Raw genomic sequence first — 26,448 nt, 5'->3', positions numbered from 1 at the left:
CATGGAGACCAGATGTTCTATCGCCCCCAAGACGGCCATGGATTGCCGCATAACCCGTTCAATGCAATCATTACCCCCCGCCCGATCGGCTGGATTTCATCGCGGGATGCGCATGGGGTCAACAACCTGGCGCCCTATTCGTTCTTCAACGGCGTAGCCTACACACCGCCGCAGGTCATGTTCGCCTCGACCGGGACAAAACAGGATCAGGACCGCGGCAAGGACAGCATCGCCAATATCGAGGCAACCGGGGTGTTCTGCGTCAATGTGGTGGCCCATGACCATCGCGACGCGATGAATGCCAGTTCCGCCGGGCTGGACAAGCATGTTGACGAGTTCGAGCATGCCGGATTGACGGCGATTGACTGTGAAACCATCGACTGTGCCCGTGTCGCGGGGGCCCCGGCGGCGCTGGAATGCAAGCTGACGCAGATCGTGACCCTGCCCGGCGACGCCAATCGCGTTGTCTTTGGCGAGGTGACGGGCGTGCATCTGAACGACGATCACATCAGGGACGGCAAGTTCGACGTCACCTCGTTCAGGCCGCTGGCCCGCCTGGGATACCGCGACTACGCGGTGGTGTCCGAGTTGTTCAGCCTTACAAGGCCCGATGACTGATGCCGCTGCCCGATCCCAGTTGCCGCTATCCGATCACCTTGCCGGACGGGACGGCCCATCAGGGCACCGTTTTTCTGTCCGAGGCTGTCGATCACCCGCGCTTTGAGGTCGGGGCGTTCAGCTATGCCTCGGATTTTGACCCGCCCCAGGACTGGGCCGCGCGGCTGGCCCCCTATCTGTTTCCGTTTTCGCGCGAAAAGCTTGTGCTGGGAAAGTTCTGCCAGATCGCGCATGGGGTACGGTTCATTACGTCTTCGGCCAACCACGCGATGGACGGGCTGACCTGTTTTCCGTTTGCGGTGTTCGATCCGGACAACATGTCCGGGTTTCAACCCGACACAAGGGACACCCATATCGGACATGATGTCTGGATCGGATATGGCGCCATGATCCTGCCCGGCACGCGGATCGGGACCGGCGCGATCATCGGCGCGGGCGCGGTGGTGCGCGGCACCGTTCCGCCCTATGCCATCGTCACCGGCAACCCGGCCGAGCTGCGGCGATACAGGTTCGACCAGGACATAATCGACAGGCTGCTGGCGCTGCGCTGGTGGGATTGGCCCGCCGAGGTGATCGCAACAGCCGAACAGGCCCTGGTTTCTGGGGATATCGCGGCGCTGGAACGCGTTGCGCCAAAATAAAAGGCGGCCTGTCTGGCCGCCTTTTTCCGTTCAGTGCCCGCCCAGAATTCCGGTACGGACCGAATAATCCACCGCCAGCGCGTAATCGGGGTCGTCGTCACTGTCGACCATCAGGTGACCTGCTTTGGTCAGCAGCTTGTGACAATCGCGGCTGAGGTGGCGTAGCATGACGCGCTTGCCTGCGGCCTCGTATTTCCCGGCAATGTTCTCGATGGCCTGAAGGGCGGATTGGTCGACGACGCGGCTGTCGGCGAAATCGACGATCACGGTCTGCGGATCGTTTGCAACATCGAACAGTTCCACGAAACCTTCGGATGAGCCAAAGAACAGCGGGCCTTTGACCTCGTAGACCTTGGCGCCTTCTTCGGTTTCTGAATCGCGCGTGATTGCGTGGATGCGTTTGGCGTTGTTCCAGGCATAGGCCAGCGCCGAGACGATCACGCCCACGACAACCGCCACAGCCAGGTCTTCCATCACGGTCACGACCGTTACCAGCACGATGACGAATGCGTCGGTCATGGGGACCTTGCGCAGGATGTTCAGCGAGTTCCAGGCAAAGGTGCCGATCACCACCATGAACATCACGCCCACAAGCGCGGCCAGCGGGATCTGTTCAATCAGGGGTGAGCCCACAAGGATGAAGAGCAGCAGAAACAGCGCCGCCGCGATGCCCGCGATGCGGGTACGGCCGCCGGATTTCACGTTGATCATCGACTGGCCGATCATCGCACAACCGCCCATGCCGCCAAAGAACCCGGTGACCACGTTGGCGGTGCCTTGCGCGATGCATTCCTGCGAGGCGCCGCCGCGTTTGCCGGTGATCTCACCCACAAGGTTCAGGGTCAGCAGGGATTCGATCAGGCCGATGGCCGCAAGGATCAGCGCATAGGGCAGGATGATCTCGAAGGTTTCCCAGTTCAGCGGCACCATCGGAATGTGGAACATGGGCAGGCCGCCCTCGATCGAGGCCAGATCGCCGACCCGCGGCACGTCCAGCCCGATACCGATGACCAGCGCGGCGACGACGACGATCCCGGCCAGAGGCGCGGGGATGATGCGGGTGATGCGCGGCATGACCCAGATCACCGCCATGGTCAGCGCCACGAGGCCCAGCATGGTATAAAGCTGCATGCCCGAAAGCCATTCGCCCCCGCTCATGCCGTGGCCGGTGTTTTCCATGGTGCCGGGCACCTTGAACTGGCCCATCTGGGCCAGAAAGATCACGATCGCCAGACCGTTCACAAAGCCCAGCATCACCGGATGCGGCACAAGACGGATGAACCGGCCCCAGTGCATCGCACCGGCAATGATCTGCATGATCCCCATCAGGACCACCGTCGCAAACAGGTACTCGACCCCGTGTTGCGCCACCAGCGCCACCATGACCACGGCCAAAGCGCCCGTTGCGCCCGAAATCATGCCCGGACGTCCGCCGATAAGCGCCGTGATCAGACCGACCAGGAACGCAGCGTATAGCCCGACCAGCGGATGCACCCCGGCCACAAAGGCAAAGGCCACGGCTTCGGGCACCAGGGCCAGGGCGACGGTCAGGCCCGACAGCAGCTCGATCCGCAAACGCGAGGCGGTCAGCCCCTCGTCCGGCATCCAGCGCAGATCGGGTATGGCTAGGCGTTTGGCAAAGCTTGCCAGCAAGGCTCGGGGCATTGGACGTCCTGTCGGTCTGATATGTTCGCGCGAAAGGGGCCTTTTAACGGTCAAACCGCCCGCTGGGTACAGCGCTAACCGGGAACCAGATATGCGCCAGACGCATAGCTTATGGCCACAGGGCAAAGGATCGACACACAAACCGTTGAACCCACTTGTCAAATATCCCCGTGGCCCGCAGAAATCGGACAACAGGAACAATCACCGGAGAGCCGCCGTGACCCAAACAAAAATCGCCGTTATCGGAGGATCGGGCATTTATGACATTGACGGTCTGGAAAATGCGCAATGGGTTTCGGTGGACACGCCATGGGGGGCGCCCTCGGACCAGGTTCTGACCGGATCGCTGGACGGCGTTGAAATGGCGTTTCTGCCGCGTCACGGGCGCGGCCATGTGCATTCGCCGACCGAGGTCCCCTATCGCGCCAACATAGACGCGCTGAAACGTCTGGGCGTGACGGATGTGATCTCGGTTTCGGCCTGCGGATCGTTCCGCGAACAGATGGCGCCGGGTGACTTCGTAATCGTCGATCAGTTCATCGACCGGACATTCGCCCGCGAAAAAAGCTTTTTCGGAACCGGATGCGTGGCGCATGTCAGCGTCGCCCACCCCACCTGCCCGCGCCTGTCGGACGCCTGTGAAACCGCAGGCAAGGCCGCAGGCATCACCATCCATCGCGGCGGCACCTATCTGGCGATGGAGGGGCCGCAGTTTTCTTCGCTGGCGGAATCCAGGATGTATCGCGAGCAATGGGGCTGTGACGTGATCGGCATGACCAACATGCCCGAGGCGAAACTGGCCCGCGAGGCCGAGCTTTGCTATGCCTCGATTGCCATGGTCACCGATTACGACAGCTGGCACCCAGATCACGGAGAGGTTGATGTAACCGCCATCATCGCCACGCTGACGGGCAACGCGGAAAAAGGCCGGGCGCTGGTCAAGGGTCTGCCCGCCTTGTTGGGCACGGACCGCGCGCCCTGCCCGCATGGCTGCGACCGCGCGCTGGAATACGCCATCCTGACCGCACCCGAAAAACGCGATCCGGCCCTTTTGGCCAAGCTTGATGCGGTGGCGGGGCGTATCCTCTGAACACGTCGAAAACGGCTTGACCGGGGCATCAAACCGGGGCTTGCTGCGGCAAAGTGACAGGAGAGCGCGCGATGGAACTGAACCTTTGGCTGGCCTTTGTTGCGGCATCCACCGCATTGCTGCTTATCCCCGGGCCGACCGTTCTTTTGGTGCTGAGCTATGCGCTTTCAAAAGGCCGCAGCGTTGCGGTTGCGTCCGCGTCCGGGGTCGCGCTGGGGGACCTGATCGCGATGACCGCATCGCTTTTGGGTCTGGGGGCGCTGGTCCTGGCGTCGGCCACGGTCTTTTCCGTTCTCAAATGGGTTGGCGCGGCTTACTTGGTATGGCTGGGGATCAAGCTGCTGCGCAGCGCACCGTCAGGCGGTCTTGATACCGTCGCAACCGGCGGCAGCGTCACCGCCCGCAGCGTTTTCGGCCACGCCGCAGCCGTGACGGCCCTGAACCCGAAATCCATCGCGTTTTTCATAGCCTTCGTTCCGCAGTTCCTGCGCCCAAACGACCCGTTGGGCCCGCAATTTGCCATTCTCATCGCAACTTTCGTCGGGTTGGCCTGGCTGAACGCGCTGGCCTATGCCGTGCTTGCCGACCGCCTGCGTCAGACGGTTGGCCGCCCCGCAGTAATTACGGCGCTGACCCGATGCGGTGGAGTGACGCTGGTTGGAATGGGCATTGCAACCGCGATCCTGCGCCGCCCGGCCTGATCGCGCCGCGCCAGCACGATCAGCGCATCAGCTGTCGGCGTTTTCTTTCATGAACTGACGGATAAAGCGCCGGATTTCACGCGCGGCCGATGTGTCCAGTTCCTTGCACAGTTCGACAAACGCATCGCGTTCATCCTTGTCCAGACGCAAGACCAACTGGCTGTTTTTCTTGGTGGAACCCTTGCCGTCTTTTTTCGCCACGCGCCTAAACCCTATCTGCTACTTGATTCTATTCGCGATGCATTGTATATACATAGCATAGAGGTTGTAGATATTGGGCACCTAACAATAAAAATTGGAGTTTGGCAATGAATCTCAATGTAGCACAGGCATTTCTTTTGCAAGATCAACGCAACTGGCGAAAGCCGCACCTGTCTTGGCTGCCTGTTGCGCTGTACCGGTACTATGGTCTTCCCAATGTGATCTCCAAGCACCGCAGTTGACCCCATTCGGGAAACTGTCCTTGCATGACTGACCGCGATGGGCCAAATACCCGCGTGTTTTGACGCAAAAGGGTTGGCGCATGTCCAAAAGCAGGTCAGTCAAGGACTATATCCGCACAATTGTCGACTTTCCCCACGAAGGCATCATGTTCAGGGATGTCACAACCCTGTTCGCCGACCCGCGCGGGTTTCGCATGGCCATCGACCAGATGCTGCACCCCTATGCCGGAGAACGGATCGACAAGGTTGTCGGCCTCGAGGCGCGCGGCTTTATCCTGGGCGGCGCAATCGCGCATCAACTCAGCGTTGGATTTGTTCCGATCCGCAAAAAGGGCAAGCTGCCCGGCACCACCATCAGCCAGGATTACAAGCTGGAATATGGCGAGGCGATTGTCGAAATCCACGACGACGCCATTCAACCCGGCGAAAAGATCCTGGTCGTGGACGACCTGCTGGCAACCGGCGGCACAGCGGCGGCCGGGATCAAGCTGATCGAACGTCTGGGGGGCGAGATCGTGTCCTGCTCATTCATCATCGACCTGCCCGACCTGGGGGGGCGCAAGGTCCTGGAAGACCTTGGCATGGATGTGCAAGTCCTGTGCGCGTTCGAAGGGCTGTGACCGGCACAAACGCCCGCCACGCCTGAACAACAGTCCGGTGCGCGGGTCAGTCCTGTGCCTCGGACGCAAGAACAGCGCCCGGGTTCATGATCCCGCTCGGGTCCAGCGCCGCCTTGATTGCCCGCATGGCCATCAGCTTGGCCGGATCACCATATCGTATCAGGTCGCCGGTTTTCAGCCGGCCAATCCCGTGCTCGGCCGAGATTGACCCGTCGAATTCCCGTACAAGGTCATGAACGGCGCGTTTGATCCCGTCGCGGTCCCCGTCAAAGTCGCTCCGGTCCCGGCCGCGGGGCGGAAAGATGTTGTAATGCAGGTTCCCATCACCCAGATGGCCAAAACAGTTGATGCGAAAGGCCCCAAGCGTGCCGATAACCTCTGCCCCGCGCCGAACGAAATCGGGGATTGCCGAGATCGGAACCGAAATATCGTGGCTTGAGATTGACCCGATCAGGCGGTTTGCCTCGGGAATACGCTCGCGCACGGCCCATAGTTCGGCGCGCTGTGCGTTGTTTTGCGCAATCACGCCGTCACTGACCAAACCCCTTGGTGCGGCGGCCTGAAACAATTCCTCCAGCGCCGCGACCGGGTCCCGACCCGCCGACAGGCCAAGCTCGACCAATACGCACCACTCAGGCGCCACGACAAAGGGTCGGCGCAATTCCGGCAGGGTTTCGGCCAGGAAATCGAACCCCTGCCGGTGGATCAGTTCAAAGGCGCTGACATCGTTGCCCACCTGGTCGCGCGCCAGGGCCAACAGGTCAATCGCATCCTGGACCGAGCCGACCTGGAACATTGCCGTCGCAACGCCCGCCGGTCTGGGAAACAGTTTCAGCGCAGCGGCGGTGATAACCCCAAGCGTTCCTTCGGCACCGATCAGCAGGTTTCGCAGGTCATAGCCTGTGTTGTCCTTGCGCAGCCGGGACAGCCCGTGCCAGATCTCGCCTGTCGGCAGAACCGCCTCCAACCCCAGACACAAATCGCGCGCGTTGCCATAGCGCAGGACATTGACGCCACCGGCATTGGTGGACAGGTTGCCCCCAATCCTGCAGGACCCTTCCGCCGCCAGCGACAGCGGGAACAGGCGACCCGCCGCATCCGCTGCGTCCTGCACGTTCGACAAAATCGCGCCTGCTTCTGCGACCAGAACGTCTTCAGCCGGCAGAACTGTTCGGATGGCCGTCATCCGCTCAAGCGAGATCACCAGCGGCGCCGGGCCGGTCGGCATGACCTGCCCCGCAACCAGCCCCGTGCCCCCGCCATAGGGGACAACCGGCACCCGCGCAGCCACCGCAAGCCGCACCAACCCGGCGACCTGCTCTGCGGAACGGGGCAGCGCAAGCAAGCCCGCGCGCCCCAGGAACCGCCCACGCGGTTCTTCCAGGTATCGCGGCGCGACCGGGCGCAGCAGCGCGTCGCCCAACTGGGCCCGAATGCGTTGGGCCAGGCTTTCGTCGGCGGAATTCAATGTCATGGTCTAGTCCTTGCCCAAGCGGCGCCCTGCCAGTGCGCCCTATTCCTGCTCGATCAGGTATTGCGGCTCAAGCACATAAACCGTCGGACGCGACGGCAGGCTGCGCAACGACACCTCCAATTCCGACCCCCCATTGCGAACCACTGGAAAATCATCCCGGATGCCAACCAGGAAACGATCCAGCGAATACCCTGAAAACCAGTGCATGGGAATGATGACCGAGCTTTTCAGCCGCCGCAGCACGGCGATCATGTCCGGCAGGGGCATCGTCGTCCCGCCGTCCACGGCCGCCATCACCACGTCCAGCCGCCCAAGCGCCGCAAACTGCGCGTCCGAGGGAACATGGTGCAGATGCCCAAGATGGCCGATACACAACCCTTCGACCTCGAACACGAAAATCGAGTTGCCCCGCTCCTCGACACCGCCATAGGCCGAACGGATATCGGTCGGGACATTCCGGATCAGCATTTCGCCCAGGTCCAGATGATGCTCGACCCCCTGGCCGAATTCCCCCCAGCCCGGCAAAACATGCGGGATCGCGGGATCGGGATGCGCTGTCCAATGCGTCGAATGCGCATGGTTCATCGTCACCACATCCGGAATCAGGTCCGCAGCACCGATAAACCCGGTGTAATCCGTGACCACATTCAACCCGCCATGGGTCTGAATCAGAAACGAGGCATGCGCGACATAACTGATGCGCACGGAATACTCCGGAACAGGGTCCTGCCAGGCCGCCTTGTGCAGATATTCGATACCCGGCGCGGCTTCGGCGATGGCGACACAATGGCTGGCCCGCCGCTCTTGCGCAGCAGCGCCACCCGAAACCACCATCAATGCCGCAACCACCCAGCGCATGCGGACAGTGTAGCGCAACGCGCCACCAAGTCATGCCCCTTGTTCATCTGGCTGCAAATATCCCGGGGGAGACGCGGCTTGCCGCGGCGGGGCAGAGCCCCCTAAAAACGGGCCAGATCGCTACCCGGCTTCGGTCTTGCCGCGCCGGTCCGAGCGCAACGAGGCATAAAGGACATGCGTCCGCCAACGCCCGTTGATCTGCAGGTAAGACTGCGCCACGCCCTCGTATTTGAACCCCGAACTTTCCAGCAGCCCGCGTGATGCGGCGTTTTCGGGCAGGCAAGCGGCCTCGATGCGGCTCAGGTCCAGACGGGTAAAGGCGTGATGCACCACGGCGCCGATGGCCTCGCGCATATAGCCCTGCCGGGAAAAGGCCTGCCCCGTCCAATACCCAAGCGTACCGGCCTGCGCCGGGCCGCGCCGGATATTGTCCAGCGTTATGGCACCGACCAACAGGTCATCCGTCCGCCGGAACAGAAACAGCGGTATCGCGGTCCCGCCCGCCACGGACCGCTGGGCCCAGTAGACACGGTTGGTAAACGACTTTCGGCTCAGATGATCCTGCGCCCAGATCGGCTCCCACGGGGTCAGATAGTTCCGCGATGCCCTGCGCAGCGCGGCCCAGGCGTTGAAGTCGGAATGTACGGGCGGGCGCAGGCTCAGGCGCTCGGTCTCAAGTTTCAGCTTGCGTCTGCCCAAAAGCATCACGCCGCGCGCCTCTCCTGCAGTTTCGCCAATGTGGGCGCGCCAGAGACCGGGCCATAAAGCGCCAGCGCGGCCGGGGCCTGTACCGCCATGGTCTCGGCAAAGCTGCGAACGTCTTGGGTGCTGACCGCATCAATCTTGGCCACCGTATCCTCAAGCGAGGGCACCCGGCCCCAGATCTGCACCAGCCGCGCCAGGCGTTCGGCCCGGTTCGACGGGCTTTCCAGCCCCATCAGCATCCCGGCTTTCATCTGGGCACGCGCGCGGGCCACCTCTTCGGGCGTCATATCTTCAGCCGCACGCTTCATTTCATCGATGGTGATGGCGGCAAGTTCCGCGACCTGATCGGCCGAGGTTCCGGCATAGATCGTGGTTGTCCCGGTATCCGCATAGGCGCCGGTCTGCGCAAAGATCGTATAGCAGAGCCCGCGCGTCTCGCGCACTTCCTGAAACAGGCGCGAAGACATGCCGCCGCCCAGCGCGGTCGAATAGATTTGCGCGGTATAGATCGCGTCATCCCGATAGCCGGGGCTTTCGAGAGCCAGAGCAAAATGGGCCTGCTCCAGATCTTTCTCTTGTCGGGCCTCGCCGCCTGTGAACCGGGCGGCTTCGGGGATCAGACCCTTGCGCGGCTGCAGGTGGCCAAACATCTCTTCGGCCATCTTCAACAGCGCATCGTGATCCACGGCACCCGCCGCAGACAGGATCATCTGTTCGGGGCCGTAATGCTCGGCCACGAAACCCGACAGATCCTCGCGCGAGAACGCGCTGACGCGCTCGGACGGGCCCAGAATGGTCCGGCCCAAAGGCTGGTCGTGATAGCTTTGTTCCTGCAACCAGTCAAAGATGACGTCGTCGGGCGTGTCATAGGCCTGACCGATTTCCTGCAGGATCACGCCGCGCTCGACCTCGATCTCGCGCGGGTCGAAAATGGGGTTCAGGACGATGTCGCCGATCACGTCCATCGCCAGCGCCACGTCATCCTTGAGAACGCGCGCGTAATAAGCCGTCACCTCGCGCGAGGTATAGGCGTTGATATACCCGCCCACATCCTCGATCGCCTCGGCGATTTGCAGCGCCGAGCGCCGCTCGGTTCCCTTGAACGCCATATGTTCAAGGAAATGCGCGATGCCGTTCTGCTCGATCCGTTCATGCCGCCCGCCGGCGGTCACCCAGATACCGATGGCCGCAGATTGCAGCCCCGGCATATGTTCACTGACGATACGAAAGCCGTTCTTCAGCTGGTCTTGTCTGACTGTCACTCAGCGATATGCCTTCTGATATGATCCTCAAGGGTGCCCAGATCGTTGGCAATGCGGGTCACCCGTTCCGGACGTTCATACAGATCAGCCATGCGGGATGGAAGAGGCGGATGTTCTCCGCTCGCCTTCTCGACCGCCGCCGGGAATTTCGCCGGGTGCGCGGTGGCCAGCGTGATCATCGGCACGTCCGCGGCGCGGTGGTCTTCGGCGACCTTGATGCCGACGGCACTGTGCGGGCAGACCAGTTCGGCGCTGTGGGCGAGCGTTTCCTTGATCGTGTCCAAGGTTTCGTCTTCGGACACGCGGCCCGAGTCAAAGCTTTCGCGCAGTGCCTGCATCGCGCCCTGGCTGACGTTGAAGCCGCCGGTCTTCAGCTCATCCATCAACTGCGCGACTGCACCGCCATCCTCGCCATAGGCATAATACAGCGCGCGTTCAAAGTTCGAGCTGACCTGAATATCCATCGACGGGCTGATCGACGGGATGGTGTCGCCTTTGAAATACCCCTCGCCCGACAGGCAGCGGTGCAGAATGTCGTTCTGGTTGGTCGCCACGACCAGACGGTCGATGGGCAAGCCCATGCGCTTGGCCAGATAGCCCGCGAAGATGTCGCCGAAATTTCCGGTCGGCACGGTAAAGCTGACCTTGCGATGCGGCGCACCAAGGCTGACGGCGGCCGAGAAGTAATAGACGATCTGCGCAAGGACACGCGCGAAATTGATCGAGTTCACACCGGCCAGTTTGACCCCATCGCGGAAGTCGAAATCGTTGAACATATCCTTGAGCGCGGCCTGGCAATCGTCAAAATCGCCATCCACCGCCAGCGCATGCACGTTGCTGTCGGCAGGGGTCGTCATCTGGCGGCGCTGCACTTCGGACACGCGGCCATGCGGGAACAGGATGAACACATCCACCGCGTCTAGTCCCCGGAAAGCCTCGATCGCGGCAGAGCCTGTGTCGCCGCTGGTCGCGCCCACGATGGTCACGCGGTCCCCGCGCCGTTTCAGGGCCACCTGGAACAGCTGACCGATCAGCTGCATGGCAAAGTCCTTGAAGGCCAGCGTCGGCCCGTGGAACAGCTCCAGCAGGAAGTGGTTCTCGTTCAGCTGTTTCAAAGGCGCGCGGGCGTCGTGGCCGAAGCCATCATAGGCGCGGGCGATGATCTGTCTGAACTCATCCTCGGCGAAAGAGCCGCTGACATAGGGCCACATCACGCGAAAGGCGATTTCTTCATAAGGCAATCCGGCCAGCGCCGCGATTTCGTCATGGCTCATCACCGGGATTTCGGCAGGCAGGTACAGGCCACCATCGCGGGCCAGCCCGGTCAGCATTGCCTCTTCAAACGTCAGTTCGGGCGCCTGCCCACGGGTCGAGATGTATTTCATTGCGCTTCACTCTCAGACGGGGCGCGATTGCGCCACAGGAAATAGCCGGTCATCGCAGCCCAGACCAGGGCCAGGCCAAACCAGGTGATTGCATATTGCAGGTGATCATTCGGAATGCCCGCCGTATCCACGGGCAGAGGCGTAACCGCCGGGTCAGTCTGCGACCGGGCGATCAGCAGGACGGGTTCGGTTTTCAGGGCGGCTGCCAGGGCGGGGACATCGCGCGCAAACCAGATATTGCCGTCGATATCCGCCTCGGGCGTATAGCTGTCGACCTCGTCCGGCCAGTGCAGGTTGCCGGTGATTTCCATCTGCCCGGTCCGGCGATCGGTGTGTTTGGCGGTTGTCGGCACAAAGCCTCGGTCAACCAGAATCGTGCGGTCATCGGCACGCAGGGCCTGGATGATCCGGTACCCCGGCCCCACTTGCTTGACCGAGACCAGCACATGAATTTCACCGGGCAGCATTTCGCCCGCGACGGTCACCGGCAGGTATTTGTCGGCCTCCTCCGCCACCTCGGATGGAAGGGGCACGGGCGCCGCCGAGATGCGGCTTTCGATCTCTGCAAGCTGGGCTTCTTTTTCGGCCAGGCGATCCACCTGCCAAAATCCCAGCGACATCAGCACGCCCAATCCGGCGAGACCGAAGATCAGCAGGAACAGGATGCGGCGCATATCAGACCCAAACCTTGTTGCGGGAACCGGCGTCTTGTTAAGGGGCGCGCGGTCCGAAATGCAACCATGCAATTGTATGGGGCGCAATCTGGCGCCCCTGGTAGAGAAAAAGCCGCCCCGAAAGGCGGCTTTTGCTATTGGACAGCTGATCGGTCTTACATCAGCGGGGCCTGGCCCCAGATATATACGGCGAAGAACAGGAACAGCCAGACAACGTCGACAAAGTGCCAGTACCAGGCGGCGGCTTCGAAACCGACGTGTTTCTCGGGCGTAAAGTCACCTTTCAGCGCCCGGATCAGACAGACGGACAGGAAGATCGTCCCGATCAGAACATGCGCGCCGTGGAACCCGGTGGCCATGAAGAAGTTCGAATAGAACTGATCGCCGCCGAATTTCCAGCCCTCGTGGGCCAGCAGCTCGTAATATTCGAACCCCTGCAGGAAGGTGAACGCAACACCCAGTGCGATGCCGATGGCCAGACCCTGTACCAGCGCCTTGCGGTCATTGCCGTGCACCAGCGCGTGGTGCGCCCAGGTGATGGCACAGCCCGACAGCAACAGGACCAGCGTGTTGATCAGCGGCAGGTGGAACGGGTCAACCGCGTGGATATCGGGCTGGATGTATTCAGTGCCGGCATAGTCGTACATCGGGTACATGCGATGTTTGAAGAACGACCAGAACCAGGCAAAGAAGAACATCACCTCGGACATGACGAACAGGATGAACCCATAGCGCAGGCCGATGCGCACGACCGGAGTGTGATCCCCCTGACGGCTTTCGGCGACAACTTCGGACCACCAGGCAAACATCGTGTACAACACGGCCACCAGCCCGGCCCAGAACATGAAGGGCGTAATTCCGTGCATCCACAGGACCGCCCCGAACAGCATCACAAAGCCGCCAACGGCGCCAAGGAGAGGCCAGATCGACGGGGCCAGAATGTGGTAATCGTGGTTTTTAGCGTGTGCCATCAGCGTCCCTCACCTACAGGCGTTAGTTCGTGTTTGTTTCGACCTGCGCTTCCAGGGCGGCATAGCCCTCGGGCAGATCAATTTCATAGAATGTATACGACAGAGTTATCGTATGAACATACTGTGCTTCGGGGTCTTCCACCATTTCGGGGTCGACAAAGAAGGTTACGGGCATTTCGACCCGTTCCCCCGGTTGCAAGACCTGTTCCTCAAAGCAGAAACAGGCGATTTTCTGAAAATACCCACCGACCGAATAGGGCGTCACATTATACGACGCCTGCCCCGCAATGGGCTTGTCAGTGGGATTGAACGCCTCGTAAAAGGCCAGACCCGTTTCACCGATGCGGACCTTCATTTCGCGTTCGACCGGCTTGAACTCCCACGGCATGTCCTTTGCCTTGGAGGCGTCAAACCGCACGGTGACCACGCGGTCCAGGATATCGTCCGGGGCCTGCTGGGCCACGCCGGTTGTTCCGCCAAACCCCGTTACCCGACAGAACCAGTTGTAAAACGGCACAGCAGCCCAGGCCAGCCCGCCCATCAGGACGACAACACCGACAAGTTGCATGACGGTTTTCTGGGGGCCGGAAACTGCCATCAGTCCTGCACCTCTTGCGCGGGGGCGCCGAAATCGCCGCCGGACACCTTGACGATTGTCAGGCCGAAGATGATCGCGATAAACGCCGCCAGCACCAAGCCGACACCCAGGTTTCGGCCGAACCGGCGCTGGTGCAATTCGTGGCTTTTGCGCAAACTCACGACCAGCCTCCCAGCCCATAGGGCTTTAGCAGGGCCTCGACCAGAATCGCACCGAAATGCAGGAAGAGATACAGCAGCGACAGTTTGAAAAAGCTGCGCTCGGCCTTGAAATTATCCGCTTCGGCATCTTGTTCCGTGCGCCGGGAAATGATCCAGGCCCCTCGCAGAAACAGTGCATTCAGAACCACCGCGACCGTCAGGTAAACCGGGCCGCCAATGCCCGAAAACGCAGTGCCGACAGCCAGCAGGGCCAGCAGGGCCGTGTAGACCAGGATATGCGTCCGCGTTGCCTTGCGGCCATGGGTCACCGTCAGCATTGGAACGCCCGCATCGTCGTAATCCGAGCGCATGAACAGCGCCAGCGCCCAGAAATGCGGCGGGGTCCACATGAAGGTCAGGGCAAACATCAGCCATGGCTCAAGCGTCATCGACCCGGTCGCGGCAACCCAGCCGATGACCGGAGGAAACGCCCCGGCCGCCCCACCGATGACGATGTTCTGCGGCGTCGACCGCTTTAGCCACATGGTATAGACAACGACGTAGAAAAAGATGGTGAAGGCCAGAAACACGCCCGCGAACCAGTTGGTCGCAAGCCCCAGCATGATCACCGCAAGGCCCGAAAGCGCGAGCCCCAGCGCCAGCGCCTCGCCTTCTTCGACCTTACCCGACGGGATCGGGCGGCCCTTGGTCCGCTTCATCACCCGGTCGATATCGGCATCCCACCACATGTTCAGCGCGCCCGAAGCGCCGCCCCCGATGGCGATGAACAGGATGGCGCAAAAACCCACGAAAGGATGCACGGGAACGGGTGCCGCCACCAGGCCGACCAGCGCCGTGAACACGACCAGGGACATCACCCGAGGCTTCAGCAGGGCGAAATAATCGCCAAAGCTGGCCTCGTCCGCGCGAAGCTGCGCGGAAACGGTGCTGGCGTTGATGCTTGCGTCGCTCATGTCTGGTCCTTCTGGGGCAAAAGCCGCGCGAATTTCGCGCAGCCCGCAAGATGTGTCAGCGCAGGATCTCTCCTGCCGCTATCGGCTCAGTTCGCGGCAACCTGATAGGGTTGCGGCAGGCCGGCATATTCGTCGATGGCGCCTTGCAGCCATTGATCATAGGCTTCCTGGCTGACCACTTTGACGGTGATCGGCATATAGGCGTGATCCTTGCCGCACAGTTCCGAGCACTGGCCGAAATAGATGCCTTCTTTTTCGGCCTCGAACCAAAGTTCGGCCAAACGGCCCGGCACGCCATCCTGTTTCACGCCGAAGGCGGGAATGGTCCAGGAATGGATCACGTCAGATGCGGTGACCTGCATCACGACGACCTTGCCGACCGGAACAACAACGGCCGTATCGGTGGCCAGCAGCCATTCATCCGAGCTGTACCCGGCATCCGCCAGCTTGGCGCGCATCGCATCGTCCAGCACAAAGGGCGTCACATCGGCATCTGCCGGGCGCGCGCCCTCGTCCAGGGTGGCCGGATGGCCCAGCAGGTAGCTGTCGAAGGCAAAATCATGGTCGACATATTCATAGGTCCAGTACCACTGGTTGCCCACCACCTTGATGGTGATGTCACCTTCGGGGATCTCTTGCTGTTTGAACAGAACCGGCAGCGAGAACGCGCCGATAAAGACCAGAATAAGAATCGGGCCCAGGGTCCAGGCGATCTCGACCGGAGTGTAATGCGAGAACCGGGCGGGGTTGGGATGAACGCGCTGATTGTAGCGCACGATGCAGTAGACCAGCAGCCCGGCAACAAAGATGCAGATCGCGGTGATGATCACCAGAATCATGCTGTCCAGTCGCTGAATCCCCTCGGCAAGGCTGGTGGCGGCGGGCTGGAACCCCATGCCACCGTCTACCGGCTTACCAATAATCTCAAGCTCCTGTGCCATGGCGGGGAGGCTGGAGAGGGCTGTAACAAGCCCCGAAAGCATCAAAGCATTCTTCATTTTCTGTCCTGATCGTTTGATCTTTGCTTCTCTCGCGAAAAGGCGTGAATCAATCACACCTCTCCCGTTGTCTTTGGCCGCGTTAAAAACCATATTCCGAGAGGTAGATAAAGCAAAATGCTTGCGTCAAACAGACGCTATTTTTGATCTGGATCAAACGCGAAAGGCCGCAAAAGATGACTCAAGCCCCGTTTCGCCCCTTTGAGGCCGCTCTTCCGCATGACGAGGCGCTGTCGATTTTGCGCGCGGCGACGGCTGGCGCCGAGGATGGCGAGCTGTTCGTGGAACGCCGAAAGTCGGAATCCCTGGTCTTTGATGACGGGCGTTTGCGCACCGCATCGTATGACGCATCCGAAGGGTTCGGCCTGCGCGCGGTCAAGGGCGATGTCGCCGGGTATGCCCATTCAACCGATGTTTCGATCCCGGCGCTGACGCGCGCCGCGGAAACGGCGCGGCTGGCCGTGGGCGACGGTGGCGGGACGCTGGCCGAACCGCCCCAGGCCACCAACCTGCGGCTGTATACCGACGCGGACCCGATCGAGTCGGCCAGTTTTCCGGTCAAGATCGAAACGCTGCGCGAGATTGATGCGTATTCCCGCGATCTGGACCCGCGCGTCGTGCAGGTCAGCGCCACCATCGCCGCAACGGTCCAGGAGGTTGAGATCCTGCGCCCCGACGGCGTGCTTGTGCGCGACGTGCGGCCGATGACACGATTGAACGTGTCGCTGATCGTCGAACAGAACGGACGCCGGGAAAGCGGGTCGGCGGGCGGCGGCGGGCGCATCGGCCTGGACGGGCTGATAGACCCTGCCGATTGGCAGGACAAAGCGCGTGAGGCCTTGCGGATAGCCCTGGTCAACCTGGACGCCGTTCCTGCCCCCGCAGGCGTGATGGAGGTGGCCCTGGGCCCGGGCTGGCCCGGTATCTTGCTGCACGAAGCCATCGGTCACGGGCTTGAGGGCGATTTTAACCGCAAAGGCAGCTCGGCCTTTGCCGGGTTGATGGGCCAGCAGATTGCCTCGAAAGGCGTGACTGTTGTCGACGATGGCACAATCCCGGACCGGCGCGGCTCGATCACCGTGGACGACGAAGGCACGCCCAGTTCGCGCACCGTGCTGATCGAGGACGGCGTGCTGACCGGCTATATGCAGGACCGCCAGAACGCGCGCCTGATGGGGGTTTTGCCCACCGGCAACGGCCGCAGGCAAAGCTATGCCCACAAACCCATGCCTCGTATGACAAACACGGTCATGCTGGGGGGGGATGCCGATCCCGCCGCGCTGGTTGCCGATATCCGCGACGGTATCTGGGCCGTCGGTTTCGGGGGCGGCCAGGTCGACATTACCAATGGTAAGTTCGTGTTTTCCTGCACCGAGGCATACCGGGTCAAAGACGGCAAGATCGGTGAACCGGTCAAAGGCGCCACCCTGATCGGCGACGGCCCTTCCGCCCTGGGGCGGATCAGGGGTTTGGGCAATGACATGGCACTGGACCCCGGCATGGGAACCTGCGGCAAGGACGGCCAATGGGTCCCGGTGGGGGTCGGTCAACCCACGGTCTTGATGGATGGGTTGACGGTTGGTGGCGCGGCGGTCTGAGTCGCCCGCCTCCGATTTTGGCCCTGCAAGGTCGCGGCAAGCGCTGCGGCTTTTTTAGCCCAATCAAACGCGGCGGCCCGCGCGCCCTGAAACATTGCGATTTTACGATTTAATTTCAGCATGTTGCAGCATTCGACCGTTTTGACAAGAATTTAATTCTCCTGAAACCGTTCGTGATTCACAGGCTGTTAACCTCGCTTCCCGTAAACCGGTTCTGCAATCAGGCGGAGCAACGGATGACCGAAGAGCAGCTTTCTTCCAATCACCCCCCACTCCCACCCACCACGGAAGAAGACAGGTTTTCGTGGCTTCGTCTGTTGCGTTCGCGCAAGGTCGGTCCGGCGACGTTTCGCCGGCTGCTGCGCGAACATGGTTCAGCGCAGAACGCGCTGGCCGCGCTGCCCGAAATGGCACGCGCCGCCGGGATAGACGGTTATGAAATTTGCCCCCCCGGCGTGATCGAGGCAGAGCTCAGGGCCGCAAAAGCCGCCAAAGCGCGGCTTTTGTGCCTGGGCGCGCCCGACTTTCCCGACGCCCTTGGCGACCTGACAGACGCGCCGCCCATGCTGTGGGCGGTTGGGGATGTGTCCCTGCTGAACAAGCCGACAATTGCGATGGTGGGGGCGCGAAACTGTTCGTCTCTGGGCGCGCGAATGGCGCGGGGGCTGGCGACGGAACTGGCAGGCCAGGGTTACGTGATCGTATCGGGGCTGGCGCGCGGAATTGATACGGCGGCCCATCAGGCGGCGCTCGACACCGGAACAATCGCCGTCATGGCGGGCGGCGTCGACGTGATCTATCCGGCGGAAAACACGGCGCTGGCCGAAGACATCGCAGCCAGGGGCCTCAGGCTGTCCGAGCAACCGCTGGGCGTGACCCCGCAGGCACGGCATTTCCCCCGCCGGAACCGGATCATTTCCGGCCTGGCGCGCGCTGTGGTCGTGGTCGAGGCAGCCGCCAAATCAGGCAGCCTGATCACTGCGCGGGACGCGCTTGACCAGGGGCGCGACGTCCTGGCCGTTCCGGGCCACCCGTTCGATGCGCGCGCTGCCGGATGCAACCTTTTGATTCGCGACGGCGCAACCCTTGTCCGCTGCGCCGATGACGTCGTTCAGGCGCTGCCACCACAAGCCGAGGCATTTCAACAACCCGCCGCGACGCAGGAAACCGTGGCGGCCAAACGCGTGCCCACGCAGGCCTTGCACGCACGAATCCTGGACAGGCTCGGCCCATCCCCCATTGCCGAGGACCAGTTGCTGCGCGACATTTCAGCCTCGGCCGGTGAATTGGGCCCCGCCCTGGTCGATCTTGAACTGGACGGACGAATCCAGCGCCAACCGGGCGGGCTTTTGTCTCTGACCAGCTAACAGACCGCGGCCCGCATTGGGCAACCTGAAAGGCGCCGGAAAACACGCCCAAGGCCTAGCCCTTTGAAATCAAGGTATTTTTTAGATCGCAAATGAACGCATTGACAATTTCACCTTGCCCCACACATGTTGCACCACGATAAAAGGCGCCCATTCCGTCGAGCGAGGTTTCCCCCTAAATGCCTGTAGTTGTTGTAGAATCCCCGGCCAAAGCGAAAACGATCAACAAGTATCTTGGCCCCGACTACACCGTTCTGGCATCGTATGGGCATGTCCGCGACCTGCCGCCCAAGGATGGTTCGGTGGACCCTGAGCATGAATTTGCGATGACGTGGGAAGTCGGAAATGACAGCCGCAAGCATGTCAAAGCCATCGCCGACGCATTAAAGGAAGACAACGCGCTGATCCTGGCCACTGACCCCGATCGCGAGGGCGAAGCGATCAGTTGGCACCTGCAGGAAGCATTGACCAAGCGCCGTTCCATCAAGAAGGACACGCCGGTCAGCCGGGTCACTTTCAACGCCATCACCAAGGACGCCGTGACCGAGGCGATGCAGAACCCGCGCGAGGTCGATATGCCGCTGGTCGAGGCCTATCTGGCCCGCCGCGCACTGGACTATCTGGTGGGGTTCAACCTCTCGCCCGTGCTGTGGCGCAAGCTGCCCGGCGCAAAATCGGCCGGGCGCGTGCAATCTGTCTGCCTGCGCCTGATCGTCGAGCGCGAGATGGAGATCGAGGCGTTCAAACCCGTCGAATACTGGTCGGTTCGCGCCCTGTTCGAAACGCCGCGCGGCCAGACCTATGAGGCGCGCCTGATCACGCTGGCCGGGAAAAAGCTGGACAAGCACGATCTGTCCAACATCACGCAGGCAGAACTGGCCGTGCAGGCGATCACCAGCCGCGCGCTCAGCGTCACCTCGGTCGAGGCCAAGCCTGCCGCGCGCAACCCCAGCGCGCCCTTCATGACCTCGACCCTGCAACAGGAAGCCAGCCGCAAGTTCGGCATGGGCGCGCGCCACGCCATGCAGGTGGCCCAGCGTCTATATGAGGCCGGATACATTACCTATATGCGGACAGACGGCATCGATATGGCCCCCGAGGCCGTGGCGGCGACGCGCGATGCCATCAGGGATCGGTACGGCGACGACTATGTGCCCGACAGCCCCCGCATCTATAAGAACAAGGCCAAGAACGCGCAGGAGGCGCATGAATGTATCCGCCCCACGGATATGTCGCGCGACGCCAAGACGCTGAAGGTCACCGATGAGGATCAGCGCAAGCTTTACGACCTGATCTGGAAACGCACCATCGCCTGTCAGATGGCCGCCGCTAGGCTTGAGCGGACGACGGTCGAGATCGGCAGCGATGACGGTCAGGTCGGCCTGCGCGCCACCGGTCAGGTGGTGATGTTCGACGGCTTCATGCGCGTCTATGAAGAAGGGCGCGACGATGTTGCCGATGATGACGAAAAGCGCCTGCCGCAGATCATGCAGGGCGATCCGGCGCGGTTCGCCAAGACGTCGCTGAAGGATCAGTTCGACAAGGCGGACGACAAGGGCGCCATCCTGTCGGACAACGAATCCGTTCTGGCCCTGCAACACCACACCCAGCCGCCGCCGCGCTATACCGAGGCGACGCTGGTCAAGCGGATGGAAGAGTTGGGGATCGGGCGCCCTTCGACCTATGCCTCGATCGTGACCACGATCCAGGACCGCGAATATGTGCGCAAGGACAAGAACCGGCTGATCCCCGAAGAAAAGGGCCGGATCGTCACGATCTTTCTGCTCAACTTCTTCCGTCAATATGTGGGGTACGAGTTCACCGCCAATCTGGAAGAGGAACTGGACGATGTCAGCGCCGGTGATCGAGACTATAAGGACCTGCTGGGCAAGTTCTGGCGCGATTTCTCGGCCGCGATCGGCGAGACATCCGAGCTGCGCATTTCCGAAGTGCTGGACAAGCTGGACGAGGCGCTGGCGCCACAGCTTTACCCGCCGCGCGAGGATGGCTCGGACCCGCGTATCTGCCCGAAATGCGGAACGGGTCAACTGCACCTGAAGACCTCGCGCACAGGTGGGTTCGTGGGATGCGGCAACTATCCCGAATGCACCTATACCCGCCCTATCGCCGGTGAAGGCGCCGAAGGCGATGAGCGTCTGCTGGGCGAGGATGCAGGCGATGAGATCTGGCTGAAATCGGGCCGGTTCGGTCCCTATGTTCAACGCGGCGAACCCACGCCCGAGAACAAAAAGCCCCCGCGCGCATCTCTGCCGCGCGGCTGGAGCAAGGATGACATGGATCTGGACAAGGCCCTGACCCTGCTGTCCCTGCCCCGCCAGATCGGCGAGCATCCCGAGGGCGGCATGATCAGCTCCAACTTCGGGCGGTTCGGGCCTTATCTGATGCACCAGTTGGCGGACGAGGCCAAACCGGTTTACGCCAACCTCAAAGACCCCAATGACGTGTTCGAGATCGGGATGAACCGTGCCGTCGAGTTGTTGGCCGAAAAGCGCGCCAACCCCGGACGCGGGCGCCGGGCCGCTGCCAAGGCGCTGAAAGAGCTGGGCGAACACCCCGATGGCGGCGCGATGCAGGTGCTGGACGGGCGTTATGGGCCGTATGTGAAATGGGAAAAGGTCAACGCCACCATTCCCAAGGACATCAAGCCCGAGGACGTGACCCAGGAAATGGCCATCGAACTGGTCAACGAGCGTGCGGCCAAGAAGGGCACCAAAAAGAAAGCGGCGCCGAAAAAGAAACCCGCCGCGAAGAAAACCACCAAGAAGGCGGCCAGTTAAAGGCTAGGTAGAAATACCAACACCCCCTTGGTTTCATTGACTTCCCCATGACGTGGCGGCAATACCTGCGCCATCACCATGTCATTGGGGGAGTTTTCCATGAAGAAAGTCTATGCCAATGCCGCCGAGGCGCTCGATGGGGTGCTGTCGGATGGCATGCTGATTGCCGCGGGTGGGTTTGGCCTGTGCGGCATTCCCGAACTGCTGCTCGACGCGATCAGGGAATCGGGCGTCAAGGATCTGAGCTTTGCGTCGAACAACGCAGGTGTGGATGACTTTGGCATCGGCATCCTGCTGCAGACCAAACAGGTCAAAAAGATGATCAGCTCTTACGTGGGCGAAAACGCCGAGTTCATGCGCCAGTACCTGAGCGGCGAGCTTGAGCTGGAATTCAACCCGCAGGGCACATTGGCCGAACGCATGCGTGCCGGTGGTGCGGGCATTCCGGGCTTTTACACCAAGACAGGTGTCGGCACCGTGATCGCCGATGGCAAAGAGCACAAGGATTTCAACGGCGAGACCTATATCCTGGAAGAAGGCATCTTTGCCGATCTGGCCATCGTCAAAGCGTGGAAGGCCGACGACACCGGAAACCTCGTGTTCCGCAAGACCGCCCGGAACTTCAACGTGCCCGCCGCCACCTGTGGCAAGATCTGCGTCGCCGAGGTCGAAGAAATCGTCCCGCGCGGCTCGCTGGACCCGGACAGCATCCACCTGCCCGGCATCTATGTGCATCGCATCATTCAGGGCGATCATGAAAAGCGCATCGAACAGCGCACCACCCGCAAGAAGGAGGAAGCATAATGCCCTGGGACCGCAATCAGATGGCCGCACGCGCGGCCGAGGAACTGGAAGACGGCATGTATGTGAACCTCGGCATCGGTATTCCGACGCTGGTGGCCAACTATGTGGGTGACAAGGACATCACCCTGCAATCTGAGAACGGCATGCTGGGCATGGGCCCTTTCCCGTTCGAGGGCGAGGAAGACCCCGACCTGATCAATGCCGGCAAGCAGACCATCACCGAATTGTCGCGCACGGCCTATTTCGACAGCGCCACATCCTTTGCAATGATCCGGGGCGGCAAGATTGCCGCAGCGATCCTTGGTGCCATGGAAGTGGACGAAAAAGGTGACCTGGCCAACTGGATGATCCCCGGCAAGCTGGTCAAGGGCATGGGCGGCGCGATGGACCTGGTCGCGGGCGTGGGTCGCGTCATCGTGGTGATGGATCACACCAACAAGCACGGCGACAGCAAGGTTCTCAAGGAATGCACCTTGCCGCTGACCGGCAAGGGCGTGGTCGACCGCATCATTACCAACCTGGGCGTTCTGGATGTGGTCGAAGGCGGTCTGAAGATCGTGGAACTGGCCGATGGCGTATCCGAGGAGGACATGCGCGCGTCGACCCAAGCCACCCTTGTTGGCTGATCCACAAAAAGCGCTCGATCGAAAGGCCCGCCGATGCGCGGGCCTTTTTCAATTCATGGTCTGAAAGACGCAGCCGTCCGAGATTAGTTCGGGCGGGGTCGAGCACAGGGCCCGCGCCACCTGAAAGGCCGCCAGAACCTTGGGAACATAGTCGCGGGTCTCGGCATAAGGCGGCACACCGCTGTGTTTGCGCACCGAGCCCTCGCCCGCGTTATATCCCGCCAGAACCAGGATCGGGTCGTTTCCGAATTCTTCCATCAGCCAGTTGAGATATTTCACCCCGCCCGCGATGTTCTGCGCGGGCATCAGGCTGTCCTGGACACCGAACCGTTCAGCGGTGGCGGGCATCAGCTGCATAAGCCCCTGCGCCCCGGCCGAACTGACCGCATCCGTCCGGCCCGCCGATTCAACCGAGATGACGGCCAGCACCAAGGCGGGCGACACGTTGGTTCCCACTGTCGACCGCAGAATGTCGATGCCCTGCTGCTGGGCGATGTTCTGAAGGGTCTGCAGGCGCGGTGAGGCGACGCTGGTCGCGGCCAGGGCCTGGATGGCCTGGTCCAGCCGCCCCGCCCCGGCCTGGGCCAGGTCCGGGGAAATCCGGTCCCAAAAGGCCTTGTACGAACCGGGCGGCTTGGCGGCCGCACCTTCGACCCTAGGCGTCGTGGACGGCGGCACCTTGGTGCGCGCGATGATCTCGGGCACGATCAGCTCTGTTCCGGTTGAAGGGGCTGAAGGCGATGCGGCGTGTTCTTCCGGTGTGATCTGAATGGTCACGCGGGGCCGCGTCCCGGGTTGGGGGGCCTTGATCCGCTTGTAGACGCCGCGCGGTTCAACTTCGGTTGCTGGTGCGGGTGCAGCCGCTGCCACCAGAAACGCGAATACGCCGGCGCATGTTACTGCGTCCCGGAGATACATTTTGCCTGCCTCATCTTTTCTTTTGCGTTGATTTGATACGCGAATCCGCCCTCAACACCAGAAAAACAAAGCGAAATGGGGCGATTTCGCCTCATTTGGCGCAATTTTGCATCGCCCCGCCAAATGATTAAAAAGAAAATTATAAATTTTACCCTTTGATTTCAGCGCACTACGGAAGAAATGACCAAAAAGTTAAGCTCGGGGCAAAAAATTCGTTGTTTGGCCCAATTCCTGCCACGCACGAAGAGCAAACATAGTGCCATACCGAGACGGTCGGGAGCGGACTGAGAGAGAAAGCTCTGAAAGACGCCGAGGTTTAAACTGACTTTATTTGATCCTTTAGGAGGGACGTAACATGATCAAGTTCATCAAGAACTTCCGCAAAGACGAAGACGGCGCCGTAACTGTAGACTGGGTTGTTCTGACCGCAGCCGTTGTTGGCCTGGCAGCCGTTGCTTACCAGCAAATCGAAACTGGCGCGACTGGCCTGGCCACCGACGTCAACACCGCTCTGTCGGGTGCAACCATCAGCACCGGCGACAGCAACGGTACCGCAGGCGGTATCACCACAGCCGGCACCAACTAAGCCGAGATTTTCCCGCACGGGAATTCGGGGCCGCGCCACATTATTGGCGCGGCCCTTTTTGGTTGACCTGACAGGACTGTGCACCGGATGCCCTTTTGCCATCTGGTTCGGGCGCATGGCCCATCATGGCCCATGTTTGGCCCCATTCCTGCCATGCACCTTGGTCAGCATGAGTCCAAAGTGAAATTTGGACGACACGCATTTAAGGGCGGCGGCCGGACGAAACACCCTGGACCGGCTGGTCGAATAAATTGAAGGAAGGACGCGAGATGAAAAAGTTCATTCGGAACTTTGCAGCAGAGGAAAACGGCGCCGTTACGGTGGACTGGGTTGTTCTGACCGCGGCGGTGATCGGATTGTCGATTGCGGCATACACCGTGATCGAAGGCGGCGCGACCGGTATCAGCGGAAACGTCAACTCGGCCCTCAGCAGCTCGACCGTCAGCACCGGAACCAACGATGACGACAATGCCGGTATCATTACGGCCGGAACAGCCGGTGGCGGCGGGTCGTCCTCTGGCGGGTCGTCCTCTGGTGGATCGTCTTCCGGCGGATCGTCTTCCGGCGGATCGTCCTCGGGTGGATCGTCCTCTGGTGGATCAAGCGGCGGCTCATCCTCTGGCGGCTCATCCTCTGGCGGTTCAGACGGCGGCGGCAGCTAAGCGCCCTGCCCCGGCGGGTTTTCCGCCCATTTTCCCATGACCTGAACCGACGCCCAGCCGCAACCCGGCTGGGTATTGCTGTGTCTTGTCGGGCGGCGACGCCCGTTTGGACCGGTATCAAAAACAACCTTCCCAAAAATTGTTTTTGTCCCACATTTCGACACAATTGCCCGCTAGGGAATACTCTGTTCCAATGTGATGCTCGGGGCGTTAGATACGCGGCCAGAGCAATGAAAAGGTGATCAAATGCGAGCTGTTTTTGGACTTGTCCTGATCGTCGGGGTCGCCCTGGCAGGCGGTGCTGTTTACATGGCGCGCAACTATATTTCTGCGTACCAGGCAGAACTGGCGCGGGAACGGCAGGCCGCACAAGAAGCTTTGGCCAATGCGACAGTTGACGTGGTTCCGACGGTTGGCGTCATCGTCACCAACCGGCAATTGAAATATGGCGAACGGCTGACCAACGACGATATCCGCATCGTGGACTGGCCGGAAAATGCCATCCCCGAAGGAAGCTATACCGACCTGGCCGCTCTTTTCCCGGAATCCGGCAGCAACGAGCGTTTCGTTCTGCGCACCATGGAAAAGGACGAGGCGGTGATGGAGGTCAAGATCACCCGCCCCGGTGAGCTGGCTGGCCTGACGTCGCGAATCGAGAAAGGCATGCGTGCCTTTGCCATCAGTGTGGATGTGGCGTCAGGTGTTTCCGGGTTTCTGCGCCCCGGTGACAGTGTCGACGTCTATTGGACCGGGTCGCTGCGCGGTGCCGTCGAAGGCGCAAATGGCGAAATCACCCGTCTGATCCAGACGAATATCGAACTGATTGCGGTTGACCAGACCGCCGGGTCGGACGTGACCGGCGCAACGATCGCGCGGACAGTCACGGTCGCGGCCACGCCGGAACAGATTGCGGCATTGGCGCAGGCCCAGAATACCGGTCGCCTGTCGCTGGCCCTGGTTGGCGTGCAGGATGAAACCGTCGCAAGCGCGGTCGAAGTCGACCAGCGCAAATTACTGGGCATCAAGGAAGCCGCGCCCGCGCCCAAGAAAGAGGCCGAGAAGGTTTGCACCATCCGGACCCGCCGCGGCGACCAGATCGAGGAAATCCCGATTCCCTGCACAAACTGACGTCAATTCAGTTCGTTACACGACATGAGCCGCGCGGATTGCGCGGCTCATTTTTGTTGATGTTGCCCATTATCCACATAAGGAAAATTCCGGAAACCATTGATTATTGCAATAAATCCGGAATTCGCGCAGAGTTTCGCTCAT

At 61.3% G+C, this 26,448-nt stretch carries 27 protein-coding genes; 13 read left to right on the top strand and 14 right to left on the bottom strand.

Translation table 11 applies throughout. The annotated features are described in order from the left end of the window. The first annotated feature begins 12 nt into the window (after positions 1–12). Entirely contained in the window at positions 13–618 is a 606-nt protein-coding gene (locus ACXAG8_RS12085; RefSeq protein ID WP_475224981.1) for a flavin reductase family protein, read from the top strand. Further along, positions 618–1,259, top strand: coding sequence for a CatB-related O-acetyltransferase (locus tag ACXAG8_RS12080; RefSeq protein ID WP_475224976.1), 642 nt, complete (start codon positions 618–620; stop codon positions 1,257–1,259). The genes ACXAG8_RS12085 and ACXAG8_RS12080 overlap by 1 nt, the downstream gene beginning before the upstream one ends. Positions 1,260–1,289: 30 nt before the next feature. Here ACXAG8_RS12080 and ACXAG8_RS12075 read toward each other — a convergent pair whose 3' ends face one another. Continuing rightward, a complete protein-coding gene (locus ACXAG8_RS12075) occupies positions 1,290–2,924 on the bottom strand; it encodes a SulP family inorganic anion transporter (protein WP_475224974.1) in 1,635 nt (544 codons plus the stop codon). 217 nt (positions 2,925–3,141) lie between these two features. Here ACXAG8_RS12075 and ACXAG8_RS12070 point away from each other — a divergent pair, with 217 nt between their 5' ends. Both ACXAG8_RS12070 and ACXAG8_RS12065 read left to right on the top strand, forming a co-directional pair. Next, the gene (locus tag ACXAG8_RS12070) at positions 3,142–4,014 is read left to right on the top strand and encodes an S-methyl-5'-thioadenosine phosphorylase (protein WP_475224970.1); all 873 of its coding nucleotides are present in this window, start codon (positions 3,142–3,144) and stop codon (positions 4,012–4,014) included. A 71-nt stretch (positions 4,015–4,085) separates the two neighbouring features. After that, positions 4,086–4,715 (top strand): LysE family translocator, encoded by a 630-nt coding sequence (locus ACXAG8_RS12065; protein WP_475224964.1) that lies wholly within the window; start codon positions 4,086–4,088, stop codon positions 4,713–4,715. A 27-nt stretch (positions 4,716–4,742) separates the two neighbouring features. On the opposite strand, the gene ACXAG8_RS12060 is transcribed toward ACXAG8_RS12065, so the two are convergent. Further along, positions 4,743–4,916, bottom strand: a complete 174-nt coding sequence (locus ACXAG8_RS12060; RefSeq protein WP_475224959.1) for a hypothetical protein — start codon at positions 4,914–4,916, stop codon at positions 4,743–4,745. 322 nt (positions 4,917–5,238) lie between these two features. On the opposite strand from ACXAG8_RS12060, the gene ACXAG8_RS12055 reads away from it, so the two are divergent. Further along, the gene (locus ACXAG8_RS12055; protein WP_475224951.1) at positions 5,239–5,778 is read left to right on the top strand and encodes an adenine phosphoribosyltransferase; all 540 of its coding nucleotides are present in this window, start codon (positions 5,239–5,241) and stop codon (positions 5,776–5,778) included. A 46-nt stretch (positions 5,779–5,824) separates the two neighbouring features. On the opposite strand, the gene ACXAG8_RS12050 is transcribed toward ACXAG8_RS12055, so the two are convergent. From ACXAG8_RS12050 to coxB, 11 genes are all read right to left on the bottom strand, one after another. Continuing rightward, positions 5,825–7,252 carry an FAD-binding oxidoreductase gene (locus tag ACXAG8_RS12050; RefSeq protein WP_475224945.1) on the bottom strand — a complete coding sequence of 476 codons (1,428 nt, stop codon included), beginning with the start codon at positions 7,250–7,252 and terminating at the stop codon, positions 5,825–5,827. A 39-nt stretch (positions 7,253–7,291) separates the two neighbouring features. Continuing rightward, positions 7,292–8,110 (bottom strand): MBL fold metallo-hydrolase, encoded by an 819-nt coding sequence (locus ACXAG8_RS12045; RefSeq protein WP_475224938.1) that lies wholly within the window; start codon positions 8,108–8,110, stop codon positions 7,292–7,294. 120 nt (positions 8,111–8,230) lie between these two features. After that, positions 8,231–8,815 carry a GNAT family N-acetyltransferase gene (locus ACXAG8_RS12040; protein WP_475224931.1) on the bottom strand — a complete coding sequence of 195 codons (585 nt, stop codon included), beginning with the start codon at positions 8,813–8,815 and terminating at the stop codon, positions 8,231–8,233. After that, complete coding sequence (locus tag ACXAG8_RS12035; RefSeq protein WP_475224928.1) at positions 8,815–10,077, bottom strand: M16 family metallopeptidase; 1,263 nt, start codon at positions 10,075–10,077, stop codon at positions 8,815–8,817. The genes ACXAG8_RS12040 and ACXAG8_RS12035 overlap by 1 nt, the downstream gene beginning before the upstream one ends. Then, the gene (gene thrC, locus ACXAG8_RS12030; protein ID WP_475224925.1) at positions 10,074–11,462 is read right to left on the bottom strand and encodes a threonine synthase; all 1,389 of its coding nucleotides are present in this window, start codon (positions 11,460–11,462) and stop codon (positions 10,074–10,076) included. Before thrC ends, ACXAG8_RS12035 begins: the two co-directional genes overlap by 4 nt. Next, positions 11,459–12,136, bottom strand: coding sequence for an SURF1 family protein (locus tag ACXAG8_RS12025; protein WP_475224918.1), 678 nt, complete (start codon positions 12,134–12,136; stop codon positions 11,459–11,461). Before ACXAG8_RS12025 ends, thrC begins: the two co-directional genes overlap by 4 nt. 155 nt (positions 12,137–12,291) lie before the next feature. Next, positions 12,292–13,107, bottom strand: a complete 816-nt coding sequence (locus tag ACXAG8_RS12020) for a cytochrome c oxidase subunit 3 (RefSeq protein ID WP_475224913.1) — start codon at positions 13,105–13,107, stop codon at positions 12,292–12,294. Positions 13,108–13,129: 22 nt separating this feature from the next. Then, positions 13,130–13,705 (bottom strand): cytochrome c oxidase assembly protein, encoded by a 576-nt coding sequence (locus tag ACXAG8_RS12015; protein ID WP_475224910.1) that lies wholly within the window; start codon positions 13,703–13,705, stop codon positions 13,130–13,132. Further along, a complete protein-coding gene (locus ACXAG8_RS12010) occupies positions 13,705–13,866 on the bottom strand; it encodes a hypothetical protein (protein WP_475224907.1) in 162 nt (53 codons plus the stop codon). The genes ACXAG8_RS12015 and ACXAG8_RS12010 overlap by 1 nt, the downstream gene beginning before the upstream one ends. Continuing rightward, positions 13,863–14,819 (bottom strand): heme o synthase, encoded by a 957-nt coding sequence (cyoE, locus tag ACXAG8_RS12005; RefSeq protein ID WP_475224899.1) that lies wholly within the window; start codon positions 14,817–14,819, stop codon positions 13,863–13,865. The genes ACXAG8_RS12010 and cyoE overlap by 4 nt, the downstream gene beginning before the upstream one ends. 86 nt (positions 14,820–14,905) lie before the next feature. Further along, positions 14,906–15,817 (bottom strand): cytochrome c oxidase subunit II, encoded by a 912-nt coding sequence (gene coxB / locus ACXAG8_RS12000; RefSeq protein ID WP_475224896.1) that lies wholly within the window; start codon positions 15,815–15,817, stop codon positions 14,906–14,908. Between the two features lie 176 nt (positions 15,818–15,993). Between coxB and tldD the strand changes: the two genes are divergently transcribed. The 5 genes from tldD to ACXAG8_RS11975 all read left to right on the top strand — a co-directional run bounded on the left by tldD (position 15,994) and on the right by ACXAG8_RS11975 (position 23,010). Beyond that, positions 15,994–17,415, top strand: coding sequence for a metalloprotease TldD (gene tldD, locus ACXAG8_RS11995; protein WP_475224893.1), 1,422 nt, complete (start codon positions 15,994–15,996; stop codon positions 17,413–17,415). Positions 17,416–17,651: 236 nt separating this feature from the next. After that, on the top strand, positions 17,652–18,782 hold the full coding sequence (gene dprA, locus ACXAG8_RS11990) for a DNA-processing protein DprA (protein ID WP_475224888.1): 1,131 nt from the start codon (positions 17,652–17,654) through the stop codon (positions 18,780–18,782). A 179-nt stretch (positions 18,783–18,961) separates the two neighbouring features. Beyond that, positions 18,962–21,580 carry a type I DNA topoisomerase gene (gene topA / locus ACXAG8_RS11985; protein WP_475224883.1) on the top strand — a complete coding sequence of 873 codons (2,619 nt, stop codon included), beginning with the start codon at positions 18,962–18,964 and terminating at the stop codon, positions 21,578–21,580. Positions 21,581–21,679: 99 nt separating this feature from the next. Beyond that, entirely contained in the window at positions 21,680–22,384 is a 705-nt protein-coding gene (locus ACXAG8_RS11980) for a CoA transferase subunit A (protein ID WP_475224876.1), read from the top strand. Next, positions 22,384–23,010, top strand: a complete 627-nt coding sequence (locus ACXAG8_RS11975; protein ID WP_475224868.1) for a 3-oxoacid CoA-transferase subunit B — start codon at positions 22,384–22,386, stop codon at positions 23,008–23,010. Before ACXAG8_RS11980 ends, ACXAG8_RS11975 begins: the two co-directional genes overlap by 1 nt. A 48-nt stretch (positions 23,011–23,058) precedes the next feature. On the opposite strand, the gene ACXAG8_RS11970 is transcribed toward ACXAG8_RS11975, so the two are convergent. Beyond that, positions 23,059–23,928: a lytic transglycosylase domain-containing protein gene (locus ACXAG8_RS11970; RefSeq protein WP_475224862.1), complete on the bottom strand. Its 870-nt coding sequence runs from the start codon at positions 23,926–23,928 to the stop codon at positions 23,059–23,061. A gap of 355 nt (positions 23,929–24,283) precedes the next feature. Here ACXAG8_RS11970 and ACXAG8_RS11965 point away from each other — a divergent pair, with 355 nt between their 5' ends. The 3 genes from ACXAG8_RS11965 (at position 24,284) to cpaB (ending at position 26,304) form a co-directional block, all read left to right on the top strand. Then, the gene (locus ACXAG8_RS11965) at positions 24,284–24,514 is read left to right on the top strand and encodes a Flp family type IVb pilin (RefSeq protein ID WP_475224859.1); all 231 of its coding nucleotides are present in this window, start codon (positions 24,284–24,286) and stop codon (positions 24,512–24,514) included. Positions 24,515–24,783: 269 nt separating this feature from the next. Continuing rightward, entirely contained in the window at positions 24,784–25,176 is a 393-nt protein-coding gene (locus ACXAG8_RS11960; protein WP_475224852.1) for a Flp family type IVb pilin, read from the top strand. A 246-nt stretch (positions 25,177–25,422) separates the two neighbouring features. Continuing rightward, complete coding sequence (cpaB, locus tag ACXAG8_RS11955) at positions 25,423–26,304, top strand: Flp pilus assembly protein CpaB (RefSeq protein ID WP_475224848.1); 882 nt, start codon at positions 25,423–25,425, stop codon at positions 26,302–26,304. The last annotated feature ends 144 nt before the right edge of the window (positions 26,305–26,448 follow it).

It is taken from the genome of Ruegeria sp. ABD4_443 (genome assembly GCF_056160865.1).
The sequence above is the reverse complement of the archived record's forward strand: the minus strand, read 5'-3'. Positions and strand labels throughout refer to the sequence as shown.